This is a genomic window from Kitasatospora sp. NPDC058190, assembly GCF_042883685.1.
In the GTDB taxonomy this organism is placed as follows: Bacteria; Actinomycetota; Actinomycetes; order Streptomycetales; family Streptomycetaceae; genus Kitasatospora.
Genome location: NZ_JBHVVI010000043.1, coordinates 26,458 through 38,587, shown reverse-complemented (window position 1 = coordinate 38,587; position 12,130 = coordinate 26,458). Strand labels below are relative to the sequence as shown.

Here is a 12,130-nt window from a genome sequence, read left to right as displayed (position 1 = left end):
GGCTGGAGTCGGCCTGACGGGAAGGGATCCCCCGTCGGGCCGGCTTCTTTCGTGTTTCAGCGGTAGTTCGTGTTTCAGCAGTAGGTCGAGAGCAGGCGGGCCAGGTGCTTGCCGGCGACGTGCAGGGGTTCCTCGCTGCGGGCGACCTGGGCGGAGAGTTCGGCGCCCTCCAGGGTGTTGATGACGGTGCCGGCCAGTTCGCGGGCGTCCTCGGTGCCGATACCGGCGGCGCGCAGGCGTTCCTCCACGATGGACTGCCAGTTGGCGAAGGCCTCGGCGACCGACTGCTCGATCACCGGGGCGCGGCCGACCGTCTCCAGGGCGGTGGTCGTGATCGGGCAGCCGTCCTGCCAGTCGGAGGCGCGCAGTTCGGTCGCGAGCAGCGTGGTGCAGGTGGTGATCGCCTCGGTCAGGTCCTTGGAGGAGCCGAGACCGGCGCGCAGGATCACGGCGAACTCCTGGTCCCCGTGCCGGATCGCCTCGGCAGCCAACTCCTGCTTCCCGCCCGGGAAGAAGTGGTAGACGGAGCCGAGCGTGGCCTCGGCCTCGCGGGAGATCTGCTTGATCCCGGTGCCCTCGTAGCCCTGGCGCTGCAGTAGCCGGGAGGTGGCCCGGACGATTCGCTCGCGGGTGCCGACGCTGCTGGTCTTCTCGGCGGTCTTCACGGGGGCATCCTAGCCGACGTTCTGAATAGAGCGTTCGTTCCAGAGCTGTGCTAGCGTCGCTCCCGGCGCTGGATAGAGCGTTCGTTCTAGAGGAGGGGCATCCGCATGTCTGTCGAGCTTTCCGCCGGGCTTTCCGCTGAGCGGCAGTCGAAGGCGTCCGTGACGGTGATCGGGCTCGGTCCGATGGGACAGGCCATGGCCGGGGCGTACCTGGACGCCGGCTACGCCGTCACGGTGTGGAACCGTACGGCCGCGCGGGCGGATGAACTGGTCGCCCGGGGGGCCGAATTGGCGCCCAGTGCGGAGGTGGCGGTGGCGGCCAACGAGCTGGTGGTGCTCAGCCTCACCGACTACGACGCGGTGTTCGCCGTACTGGAGTCGGTGGAGGCGGTGGTGGCCGGGAAGGTGATCGCGAACCTCGGCTCGGACACCCCTGAGCGGGCCCGGGAGGTGGCGACGTGGCTCGCCGAGCGTGGGGCCGGGCACCTGACGGGCGGGGTGCAGGTGCCGCCCTCGGGCATCGGCAGCCCGGAGTCGTCCACCTTCTACAGCGGGCCGGTCGAGCTGTTCCGGCGGCACCGGGCCGCGCTGGAGGTGCTGACCGGGGCCGACTACCGGGGCGACGACCCCGGGCTGGCGCAGCTGTACTACCAGATACAGATGGACCTGTTCTGGTCCTCGATGGGTGGCTACCTGCACGCCATGGCCATCGCCGAGGCCAACGGGATCTCGGCCGAGGAGTTCTTGCCCCATGCCGTCGCCACCGCCTCGCTGGTGCCGCGGCTGATCGAGTTCTACGCGCCGCGGATCACGGCCGGGGACCATCGTGGGGATGTCGACCGGCTGGCGATGGCGCTCGCCGGCATCGAGCACGTCCGGCACACCGCGGAAGCCTCGGGGGTCGACGGCGCGTTGCCCGCGCTGCTCGCGGAGGCGTTCGGGCGGGCCGCCGAGGCCGGGGACGGGGCGGCGAGCCTCAGCGTGATGGTGGGGCGGTTCCGGGCGGCGGCGCGGGCGCGATAGCGGCGCGGTGGCAGATCGTGTGCCGTCGGCCGTTGTCACGGTCGGCGGCCGCTGCCACCATGAGGTTCGGCGGGGTTGACGGGGGTGTTCGGATCCCGGACTGTTGCGCGCTCAACGTAACGTGACATTGTACGCTGGTGTTCTGCACCCACCCGGAGGAACACCATGGCCGAGCTCAAATCCCGCACCCTGATCTCCGTGCAGGAGCGGCTCCGCGACCAGGTCGCCCACGCACTCCGGGCGGCCCTGATCTCCGGCGAACTGCGCCCCGGCGTCGTCTACTCCGCCCCCGCCCTCGCCGCCGACTTCGGCGTCTCCGCCACCCCGGTGCGCGAGGCCATGCTCGACCTCGCCCGGGAGGGGCTGGTCGAGGCCGTCCGCAACAAGGGCTTCCGGGTCACCGAACTCACCGAGCGCGACCTGGACGACTACACCGAGATCCGCGCCCTGATCGAGGTCCCGACGGTGGGCCGGGTCACCCGCGCGGCGACCAAGGACCAGCTGGAGCGGCTACGCCCCCAGGCCGAGGCGATCGTCGCGGCCGCGCGCAAGCACGACCTGATCGGCTACCTGGAGGCGGACCGGCAGTTCCACCTCGACCTGCTGGGGCTCGCGGGCAACGCCCGGCTGGTGGACGTGGTCGGCGACCTGCGCAAGCGCTCGCGGCTGTACGGGCTCACGCGGCTCGACGAGAAGGGCGAGCTGGTCTCCTCGGCGGAGGAGCACCTGGAGCTGCTGGACCTGATGCTGGCCGGTGACGCGGACGCGGCGGAGGCGTGCATGACGCGGCACCTCAGCCATGTGCGGTCGCTCTGGGCGGGACAGGACGAGGCGGCGGAGACGGAGCGGCCGGCGCTGCGGCTGCGGGCTCGATAGGGCTGAACCACTCGTCCGGGTGAAGGCTGGGAATCGGGCGTCGGTAGGCGCTCGCGTTCTAAGATGATGCTCTCGACATCGGCAGTCAGGAGGAAATCCATGTCCGCCGCAGCAGTGGAAGAGCCCATGGAGCGGCCGACGCTGCTCGAAGCCGCAGAGCTGATTTCCAACCAGTTCGCCGGGCACCGGGTCGAGATCGTCGGGAGCCAGATCACCGTGACGCCACCGCCGAACGCTTCGCACGGTAAGTCGCTCAGCCGCCTCATGCGGGTGCTGTTCGCGGCAGGCCTCGACGGGGACGACGTCGACGTTCTGCAGAACGTTGGCATTTGGTTGCCAGATGGGCCGTCGGACTATGCCGTGCCTGACTTGTCGGTTGTCGATGCCGACATCGACGACCACTTGATCGAATACAACTGTTACGACCCGGCGGCCTTCCGTCTCGTACTGGAGGTCACGTCGTCCAATCTCAGTGACGACCTGAAGAAGAAGCCCTTCGCGTACGCTGCCGCCGGAGTACCTGTTTACGTCATCGTGGACCGCACGAACCAGCGTGTGATGGTGCTGACCGAGCCACAGGACGGCGAATACCGAGTGCACGCCGTCCACCATCCCGGGCAGTCGTTCACGCTGCCGGAGTCGATCGGGGCGTCGGTGACGCTTTCAGTGGACGACGTGCTGACTGTCAAGAGGTAGCTCAGACCGCGGTCGGCACCGTCAGGCGGCCGTCGCGGACTTCCGCGATCTGGTCGACGGCCGTCAGGTGGGTCCGGTCATGGGTGACCAGGACGGTCGCGGTGGCCCGGCGGTGGGTGAGGTCGGTGATCAAGTCCAGGACGGCTGCGCCGCGTTCGTGGTCGAGGGCGCTGGTGGGCTCGTCGACGAGCAGGACCGTGGGGTCGTTCATCAGCGCGCGGGCGATGTTGACCCGCTGGCGCTGGCCGCCCGACAGCTGGTGCGGTCGGCGGCCCGCCTGGTCGCGCAGGCCCACGGAGTCGAGCAGTTCCAGCGCGCGGGGGAGGGCTTCGCGCGGGGAACGGCCGTCGAGGTGGGCCATCACCTGGAGCTGTTCCACGGCGGTGAGCGAGGGCAGCAGGTTGGCCTGCTGGAAGACGATGCCGATCTTGGTGCGGCGCAGGGACGTCAGCTCGGCGCGGCTGAGGGCGGCGGTGTCGGTGCCGTCGACGACGATCCGGCCGGAGTCCGGGCTGATCAGGGTGGCCGCGACCGCCAGCAGGCTGGACTTGCCGGAGCCGGACGGGCCGACCACAGCGGTGATCGAGCCCTTGGGGACGGTCAGCGACACGTCGTCCAGGGCGGTGAGCCGGCCGTCGCCGTCCGGGTAGGTGAGGGTGATGCGGTCGAGGGTCAGGCTCATCGGGCGCTCCCCAGGGCGGTCAGCGGGTCGACGGAGGTGATCCGGCGGATGGACAGGGCCGCGCCGATCGCGCCGAGGGCGATCATGACGAGGGCTGGGAGGAGGACGGTCGGGGCGTCCAGGACGAAGGGCACGGCGGAGCCGATCAGCGCGCCGAAGCCGGACGCGATCGCGGTGCCGAGGACCGTACCGAGCACCAGCAGCAGGACGGCCTGGCCGAGGGCGTCGCGCAGCAGGTAGCGGGTGGAGGCACCGAGGGCCTTCAACACCGCGATGTCGCCGCTGCGCTGGATCGTCCAGACGGTGAAGAAGGCGCCGATGACCAGCGCGGAGATGGCGAACAGGAAGCCGCGCATCAGCTGGAGGGAGCCGTTCTCCGAGGTGTAGGAGCCGATCGCGGCCAGGGCGTCGTCGCGGGTGCGGGTCACGGTGGCGTGGCGGGCGTCGGCGGCGGCGAGGTTGGCGCCCTTGGCGGTGTGGAGGGCGATGACGGTGGCGTGGCCGGCGCCGCCGGGGGCGAACTGCTGCCAGTCGGTGAGGCTGGTCCAGACCACCGGGGTGTGGCTGTACGCGGCGTCGCCCTCGATGGCCGACACGATGAGGTGGTGCCCGGCGAGGGTGAAGTCGGCGCCGGGGGCGAGGTTCCCCAGCTTCTCGGCGGCGGTCTTGGACAGGACGGCCTGGCCGGTTCCGACCCGGCTGCCCTGCGGGGCCAGGTCGGAACCGTCCGGGACGCCGAAGGCGGAGAGCGCGGCGGTGCGCTGCCCGGCGGCGGCCTTGGTGGTGGTGATGCCGAGCGGCTGGGCGGAGGTGACGCCGGGCTCGCGGGCCCAGGCCTGCCACTGCTCGGGGGTGATCTGGGAGTCGGTGAAGGAGAGCTCCTGCCCGTCGGCCGGCTTGCCGAAGACCAGGTGGTCGGCCGGCAGGCTGGTGATCGCGGAGATGTTCTGCCGGCCGAGCCCCGCGGTCAGGCCGGACAGCAGGCCGACCAGGACGGTGATCAGCACGATGACGGTCCCCATCAGGGCGAACCGCCCCTTGGCGAACCTGAGATCCCTCCAGGCGACGAACACGGTGGGCCTTTCCTACGGAGCGGGACTGGTGACGTTCACACGGTCCTGGAAGAAGGGCCTCGCGGGCATCGCGCCGGGGATTGCTTCCTGGGCATCAAAGGGCAGAAGCGGAGTTCAACCTTTTGATTGATGTCGGGTCTCGGGCTCGGAACTTAGGCTGGAGGGATGGCGACCGAACGATCCAGAACCACTCCCGTCGCCCGCGTCCTTCAGGTCTGCCTGCACCTGCTCGTGGCGGGCCTGCTGCTGCTCGCCGTCGCCCGCTCCGTGTTCGTCGAGCGGGGCGGCGATCCGGCCGCCGTCGCCGCCGCGGCCTCCGCGATGGCCGCCGGGTACGCCGTCGGGCCGAGGCTGGCCGCTGTCCGTACCTCCCGGCGGGCCGCCGGGCTCTGGCTGGCGCTGCTCGGCGTCACCTGGGTGGGCCTGCTGGTCGCCACCCAGGACGGGGTGTGGCTGGCGTTCCCGCTGTACTTCCTGGAGCTGCACCTGCTCGGGCGGCGCGGCGGGCCGGTGGCCGTCGCACTGACCGCGGCCGCGGCGATCGCCGCCTGGTCCTGGCACCAGCACAGCTTCAGCGTCGCCGCCTCGATCGGGCCCGCGCTCGGCGCGGCCGTCGCCACCGCCACCGTGCTCGGCTACCAGGCGCTGTACCGGGAGAGCGAGGAGCGGCGCCGGCTGATCGACGAACTGACCGCCGCCCGCGCCGACCTCGCCGCCGCCCACCACACCGCCGGGGTGACGGCCGAGCGCGAGCGCCTCGCCCGGGAGATCCACGACACCCTCGCGCAGAGCCTCAGCTCCATCCAGCTGCTGCTGCGGGCCGCCCAGCGGGCGCTGCCCGAGCGCACCGAGGCCGCCGCCGGGTACGTCGAGCAGGCGCGGCAGGCCGCCCAGGACAACCTGGACGAGGCCCGGCGCTTCGTCCGGGCGCTCACCCCGCCCGCGCTGGACGGCGATCCGCTGCCGGTCGCGCTGGAGCGGCTGTGCGCGACCACGACGGCACACAGCGGTCTGCCCGTCCACCTGCACGTCTCCGGGGATCCGGTCCGGCTGCCGGCCGCGCAGGAGGTGGCGCTGTTGCGGATCGCGCAGTCGGCGCTCGGCAACACCGTGCGGCACGCGAAGGCCTCGCGGGCCGAGGTGACACTCAGCTACATGGAGGGCGAGGTGGCGTTGGACGTGTTCGACGACGGGGCAGGGTTCGATCCGGCGGCGGTCGCCGGCCGCACGGGTGGGGACGGCGGTTTCGGGCTGCCCTCGATGCGGGCCCGGGCGCGGGCGCTCGGCGGCAGCTTCACCGTCGAGTCGGCGCCCGGGGAGGGTACGGCGCTGGCGGTGCTGCTGCCGGTCACCACGGAGGTCGGCCCGTGATCCGGCTGCTGATCGCCGACGACCACCCGGTGGTGCGGGCCGGGCTGCGGGCGGTGCTGGAGAGCGAACCGGACTTCACCATCGTGGCGGAGGCCGCCACCGCCGAGCGGGCCGTCGAGCTGGCGGCCGAGCCGGGGGTCGACGTCGTGCTGATGGACCTGCAGTTCGGGCCCGGCTCGGCGATGAACGGGGCCCAGGCGACGGCGGCGATCACCGCCCGGGCGGGCGCGCCGCGGGTGCTGGTGGTCACCACCTACGACAGCGACGCGGACACCCTGCCGGCGCTGGAGGCCGGTGCGACCGGGTACCTGCTGAAGGACGCGCCGCCCGAGGAACTCGCCCAGGCGGTACGGGCGGCCGCGGCCGGGCGCAGCGCGCTGGCGCCGAGCGTGGCGGACCGGCTGCTGGAGCGGATGCGGGCGCCCTCGGCGGCGCTCAGCGCGCGGGAGACCGAGGTGCTGGGGCTGGTCGCGGACGGGCTGACCAACCAGCGGATCAGCCAGCAGCTGCACCTGAGCCAGGCCACTGTGAAGTCGCATCTGGTGCACATCTACAGCAAGTTGGGGGTCGACTCGCGCACGGCGGCGGTGCGGGAGGCGCGGGGGCGGGGGCTGATCCGCTGAGTGCGGGGTGGGGCCGATCCGCTGGGCGTAGCGTGGGAACAGTCCGTGCCCGTAGCAGTGTGAGGAGCGCCCCGATGACCGTCCGTCTCGACGAGCTCGCCGTGCCGGTGATCGGCTCCCCGATGGCGGGCGGGGCCTCGACGCCCGAGCTGGTGGCGGCGGTGAACCGGGCCGGTGGGCTCGGGTTCCTGGCCGCGGGCTACCGGAGCGCCGAGGGGATGGCCGAACAGGTGGCCGCCGTACGCGCGTCGACCGACCGGCCGTACGGGGTGAACCTCTTCGTCCCGGCCCCGCCCGGGGATCCGGCGGCGGTCGCCGCCTACCGGCAGCGGCTGCGGCCGGAGGCCGAGCGGTGGGGGGTGGCGCTGCCGGAGGAGATCGGGCCGGACCGGGACGACTGGGAGGCCAAGCTCGCCGCGCTGCTCGCCGACCCGGTGCCGGTGGTCTCGTACACCTTCGGGCTGCCGACGGCCGCGGAGGCGGCGGCGCTGCGGGCGGCGGGGACGCTGCAGGTCGGCACCGTCACCACGCCGGAGGAGGCGCGGGCGGCAGAGGCGGTCGGGATGGACGCGCTGTGCGTGCAGGGCCCGGAGGCCGGCGGGCACCGCGCCACCCACCGGGTCGCGGACCTGCCGGGGGAGCTGCCGCTGCCGCAACTGCTGCCCGCCGTACGGGCGGTGACCGCCATGCCGCTGATCGCCGCCGGCGGGCTGGGCGACGGCCCGGCGATCGCGGCGGCGCTGCGGGCCGGGGCGGTCGCGGTGCAGTTGGGGACGGCTCTGCTGCGCTCCGACGAGTCCGGCGCCTCGGCCGCCCACCGGGCCGCGCTCACCGAACTGCCGGAGACCGTCGTCACCCGCGCCTTCACCGGCCGCCCGGCCCGCGGCCTGCGCAACGCCTTCATCGACCGCCACGGCCCGTACGCCCCGCCCGCCTACCCCGAGGTCCACCACCTCACCGCCCCGCTGCGTGCGGCCGCCACCCGCCGCGGGGACACGGACGCCATGCACCTCTGGGCGGGCACCGCCCACCGGCTGGCGCGCTCGGGCCCGGCGGAGCGGATCGTCGCGGAGCTGTGGCGGGACGCGCGGGGGTAGTGCGCCCGGCGCGCGCCGGCCGGGGCGTGTCGTCGCTCGGAGGGGTGGATTGGGCGGGAAAGCGCGCGGTAACACATAAGGGGCAACTTAATTTTGTCCCATGTGGGAGATCACACTCGTTGGTCCGGTGAACGACTGGTTCCTGGACATCTCTGCCAAGGATCCGCGCACCGCCCGCCAGGTCGCTGAAGCCATCAGGTTGCTCGCCGGCGACAAGAACGGGGAGTGGTCCCGGTGGTACGACATCAACATCCCGCTGGCGGAAGCTCGCTACGAGCAGTACATCAGTGAGAAGGACAAGGGAGCACGCGCATGAAGGGCCGTAGCTGGACTGAGGTGCGGGCTGAGGCGCAGCGGATCAACCCGTGGCTGGCCTCGCCGGAGGCAGAGGCCGAGGGGGCGCGGATCCGTCAGGAGATGCTGGCGCAGATTCGCGGCTACGAGCTCGCCGAGCTGCGGAAGGCGGTCGGGCTGACCCAGAAGGAGGTGGCTGCGCTGATGGGTGTGAGCCAGGCGCGGGTGTCGCAGATCGAGCACGGGCAGGTGGACAGTCTGGACAACCTGCGGGCGTACGCGGCGGCGATCGGCGGGGAGGTCGAGGTCACCGTTCGGCAGGGGGAGCGGACGATCAAGGTGGCCTGATCCCCCTGCCCTCACGGTCAGTTCAACAGATCCGCCATCCAGGACTCGATGGCCTCGGCCGTCCGCGGCAGGGCGCCGGACATCAGATGGGCACCGTCGGCGGTGATGACCAGGTCGTCCTCGATGCGGATGCCCATGCCGCGTAGCTCCAGGGGGAGGGTTTCGTCGTCGGGCTGGAGGTAGAGGCCGGGTTCGACGGTGAGGACCATGCCCTCCTCCAGGGTGGCGTCGAGGTAGCGGTCGGCGCGGGCCTGGGAGCAGTCGTGGTAGTCGAGGCCGAGCATGTGGCCGCTGCCGCAGAGGGTGTAGCGGCGGTGGAGGCCGTTGTCCTCGGCGAGGGCCTGGTCGGCGGGGACGCGGAGGACGCCCCAGTCGGCGAGGCCTTCGGCGATGACGCGCATGGCGGCCTGGTGGAAGTCGCGGAAGCGGGCGCCGGGGCGCAGGGCGGCGATGCCGGCGCTCTGGGCGGCGAGGACGAGGTCGTAGGCCTGGCGTTGGATCGGGGTGAAGGTGCCGCTGAGGGGGACGGTGCGGGTGATGTCGGCGGCGTAGAGGGTGTCGGTCTCGACGCCGGCGTCCAGCAGGAGCAGGGAGTTCGGGTCGAGGGCGCCGTCGTTGCGGATCCAGTGCAGGACGCAGGCGTGGGCGCCGGAGGCGGCGATGGTGGTGTAGCTGGTGCCGTTGCCCTCGGCGCGGGCGCGCAGGTCGAAGACGCCCTCGATCCAGCGTTCGCCGCGGTGGTGGCGCAATGCGGTGGGCAGGGCGCGGACGACGTCCTCGAAGCCGGTGACGGTGTGGTCGACGGCGAGTTGCAGCTGCCCGACTTCCCACTCGTCCTTGATCAGTCGCAACTCGGCGAGGACGGCGGCGAGTTCGCCGTCGCGCGGGTCCGCGCGGGGGCGCCCGGTGGCGGAGTCGACGAGGGCGTCGGTGCCGGCCAGCACCCGGGTGGGCGGCTGCGGTCCGGTGAGCAACTTGCCGAGGTCGTCGAGGTGTTCGGTGCGCAGCCCGGTGAGTCGGGCGGCTTCGGCGAGGTCGGGCCGGCGGCCGACCCAGAACTCGCCGTAGCGGCGGTCGCGGTAGAACTCGCCGCCGCTGCGCGGGGAGCGGGGGCGCAGGTAGAGCACCGGTTCGTGATCCTCGGGGCCGGCCGGTTCGAGGACGAGGACGTGGTCGGCCTGGTCCTCGCCGGCGAGTCCGGTGAGCCAGACGTACGCGCTGTGCGGGCGGAAGCGGTGGTCCAGGTCGTTGCAGCGGACCTTGAGGCGTCCGGCGGGGACGATCAGCCGCTCGCCGGGGAAGGCGGCGGAGAGGCGGGCTCGGCGGCCGGGGAAGCGGTCGTAGCCGGGGACGCGCTGGTCGGCGGGGAGGGGGGTGGGGGTCCAGCGAACGCCCATGAAGGCGTCCAGCTCGGGGGAGACCGGGAGGTCGTGGCTGCCGGTGTTGAGGCCGGCCTGAGGGTGGGTCACCGGTGAACTCCTAGGCGGGGCTGGGGAGGTGAGGGCGCACGGACACGGCTGGGTAACGACCGGCGCCACCTCTTGTGCAGTGCAATTTCACATTACTATGTTACGGGTCACACAGCGGAGCGGCCAGAGCAGGCCCCCCACAGCGGAGTTGCACATGACCAGGCGCACCCATGCCCTCCTCGCGGCGGCCCTCGCGGCGACCCTCACCCTCGGCCTCGGGGCCTGCAAGAACGACAAGAGCGACAGCGGCGGCGACGGCGCCGCGGCCGGCAGCACCGGAGCCCCCGGCGCCGCGTCCGGGACGATCGTCGGTGGCACCCCGGTCAAGGGCGGCACCCTGACCGTGCTGTCCAACCAGGACTTCGCCCACCTCGACCCGGCCCGCAACTGGACCATGCCGAACATGGACTTCGGCATCCGGCTGCTCTACCGCACCCTCGTCACCTTCAAGGCCGAGCCCGGCGCGGCGGGCAGTGAGATCGTCCCCGACCTCGCCACCGACCTCGGCAAGTCCTCGGACGGCGGCAAGACCTGGACGTTCACCCTCAAGGAGGGCGTCAAGTACGAGGACGGCACGCCGATCAAGTCCGCCGACGTCAAGTACAACGTCGAGCGCTCCTTCGCGCCGGACCTCACCGGTGGCCCCGACTACGCCCAGCAGTACCTGGCCGGCGGCGAGAACTACAAGGGCCCGCTGAACGGCGAGCACCTGTCCAGCATCGAGACCCCCGACGACAGGACGATCGTCTTCCACCTCAAGCGCCCGGTCGCCGAGTTCTCGTACACCGCGACGCTGCCGACCTTCGCCCCCGTCCCGCAGTCCCAGGACAAGGGCACCCAGTACGACCTGCGGCCGTTCTCCTCCGGCCCGTACAAGATCGAGACCTACGACCGCGGCAAGCAGCTGGTCCTGGTCCGCAACACCAACTGGGACCAGTCCACCGACCCGGTCCGCAAGGCCTACCCGGACCGGATCGTGGTCACCGAGGGCCTCAAGGCCGGCCAGGTGGACGACCGGATCATCGCCAGCGAGGGCGCGGACGCCTCCGCGGTCGAATGGATGAACCTGCGGCCCGAGTCGGTCGCCAAGGTGCTGCCCAAGGCGGATGTGAAGTCCCGGCTGATCGCCGAGCAGCAGGGCTGCACCGACATGCTGTACCCCAACACCTCCAAGGCGCCGTTCGACGACCCCAAGGTCCGCGAGGCGCTGATGTACGCGGTGGACCGGGACGCGCAGGTGACCGCGAACGGCGGTCCGGCGATGGGGGACGTGGCCACCTCCTACCTGCCGCCCGCGCTGTCCGGCGGGACCAGGCTGGACCCGCTGAAGATCCCGGCCGCCGGGGACCCGGAGAAGGCCAAGCAGCTGCTCAAGGACGCCGGCAAGACCGACCTCAAGGTCTCGCTGACCACCTCCTCCGGTGACAAGACCCGGGCCGAGGCCCTGCAGCAGTCGCTGGCGAAGGTCGGCATCCAGGTCACCATCACCACCGCCGACCCGTCCGTCTACTACGACACCATCGGTGACACCAAGAACGCCCCCGACCTCGCCATCCTCGGCTGGTGTCCGGACTACCCCTCCGGCGCCACCTTCCTGCCGCTGGTCTTCGACGGCCGCACCATCAAGGAGAAGGGCAACCAGGGCAACGTCGAGCAGTTCCGCGACCAGGCCACCGAGGACCGGATCGACCAGATCAACGCGATGACCGACGTCACCGAGGCCAACAAGGCGTGGGTGCAGCTCAACGAGGACCTGATGAAGAAGGCGCCCACCGTACCGATGCTGTGGCAGCGCCGCCCGCTGCTGGCCGGGACGAACGTGGCCGGGGCCTTCGGCCACCCGGTGTGGACCGGTCAGTGGGACTTCGCCACGATCGGCCTCAAGGACCCCTCCAAGAGCCAGGGCTGAGGGA

General features: G+C 72.0%; 13 protein-coding genes. 9 read left to right on the top strand and 4 right to left on the bottom strand.

Going from position 1 to position 12,130, the window contains the following annotated elements:
* Positions 1-74: 74 nt before the first annotated feature.
* A complete protein-coding gene (locus tag ACFVWU_RS20655) occupies positions 75-665 on the bottom strand; it encodes a TetR/AcrR family transcriptional regulator (RefSeq protein WP_387622837.1) in 591 nt (196 codons plus the stop codon).
* Between the two features lie 105 nt (positions 666-770).
* On the opposite strand from ACFVWU_RS20655, the gene ACFVWU_RS20650 reads away from it, so the two are divergent.
* The 3 genes from ACFVWU_RS20650 to ACFVWU_RS20640 all read left to right on the top strand — a co-directional run bounded on the left by ACFVWU_RS20650 (position 771) and on the right by ACFVWU_RS20640 (position 3,260).
* Positions 771-1,688, top strand: a complete 918-nt coding sequence (locus ACFVWU_RS20650; RefSeq protein WP_387622834.1) for an NAD(P)-dependent oxidoreductase — start codon at positions 771-773, stop codon at positions 1,686-1,688.
* 165 nt (positions 1,689-1,853) lie between these two features.
* Positions 1,854-2,564: a GntR family transcriptional regulator gene (locus tag ACFVWU_RS20645; RefSeq protein ID WP_387622831.1), complete on the top strand. Its 711-nt coding sequence runs from the start codon at positions 1,854-1,856 to the stop codon at positions 2,562-2,564.
* 99 nt (positions 2,565-2,663) lie between these two features.
* A complete protein-coding gene (locus tag ACFVWU_RS20640; RefSeq protein WP_387622828.1) occupies positions 2,664-3,260 on the top strand; it encodes a Uma2 family endonuclease in 597 nt (198 codons plus the stop codon).
* Between the two features lies 1 nt (position 3,261).
* Here ACFVWU_RS20640 and ACFVWU_RS20635 read toward each other — a convergent pair whose 3' ends face one another.
* Both ACFVWU_RS20635 and ACFVWU_RS20630 read right to left on the bottom strand, forming a co-directional pair.
* Positions 3,262-3,942, bottom strand: a complete 681-nt coding sequence (locus ACFVWU_RS20635; protein WP_387622826.1) for an ABC transporter ATP-binding protein — start codon at positions 3,940-3,942, stop codon at positions 3,262-3,264.
* Positions 3,939-5,015, bottom strand: coding sequence for an ABC transporter permease (locus ACFVWU_RS20630; RefSeq protein WP_387622823.1), 1,077 nt, complete (start codon positions 5,013-5,015; stop codon positions 3,939-3,941). Before ACFVWU_RS20630 ends, ACFVWU_RS20635 begins: the two co-directional genes overlap by 4 nt.
* 165 nt (positions 5,016-5,180) lie before the next feature.
* Between ACFVWU_RS20630 and ACFVWU_RS20625 the strand changes: the two genes are divergently transcribed.
* The 5 genes from ACFVWU_RS20625 (at position 5,181) to ACFVWU_RS20605 (ending at position 8,748) form a co-directional block, all read left to right on the top strand.
* Positions 5,181-6,386: a sensor histidine kinase gene (locus ACFVWU_RS20625; RefSeq protein WP_387622820.1), complete on the top strand. Its 1,206-nt coding sequence runs from the start codon at positions 5,181-5,183 to the stop codon at positions 6,384-6,386.
* Entirely contained in the window at positions 6,383-7,009 is a 627-nt protein-coding gene (locus ACFVWU_RS20620) for a response regulator (protein ID WP_387622817.1), read from the top strand. The genes ACFVWU_RS20625 and ACFVWU_RS20620 overlap by 4 nt, the downstream gene beginning before the upstream one ends.
* A 74-nt stretch (positions 7,010-7,083) precedes the next feature.
* Positions 7,084-8,106, top strand: a complete 1,023-nt coding sequence (locus ACFVWU_RS20615; RefSeq protein WP_387622815.1) for a nitronate monooxygenase — start codon at positions 7,084-7,086, stop codon at positions 8,104-8,106.
* Between the two features lie 100 nt (positions 8,107-8,206).
* Positions 8,207-8,422, top strand: coding sequence for a hypothetical protein (locus tag ACFVWU_RS20610; protein WP_387622812.1), 216 nt, complete (start codon positions 8,207-8,209; stop codon positions 8,420-8,422).
* Positions 8,419-8,748, top strand: coding sequence for a helix-turn-helix domain-containing protein (locus ACFVWU_RS20605; RefSeq protein ID WP_387622809.1), 330 nt, complete (start codon positions 8,419-8,421; stop codon positions 8,746-8,748). Before ACFVWU_RS20610 ends, ACFVWU_RS20605 begins: the two co-directional genes overlap by 4 nt.
* Positions 8,749-8,765: 17 nt before the next feature.
* Here the strand turns inward: ACFVWU_RS20605 and ACFVWU_RS20600 are convergent, their stop codons facing one another.
* Entirely contained in the window at positions 8,766-10,217 is a 1,452-nt protein-coding gene (locus ACFVWU_RS20600; protein WP_387622807.1) for an aminopeptidase P family protein, read from the bottom strand.
* Between the two features lie 154 nt (positions 10,218-10,371).
* Here ACFVWU_RS20600 and ACFVWU_RS20595 point away from each other — a divergent pair, with 154 nt between their 5' ends.
* On the top strand, positions 10,372-12,126 hold the full coding sequence (locus ACFVWU_RS20595; RefSeq protein WP_387622804.1) for an ABC transporter substrate-binding protein: 1,755 nt from the start codon (positions 10,372-10,374) through the stop codon (positions 12,124-12,126).
* Positions 12,127-12,130 lie beyond the last annotated feature (4 nt).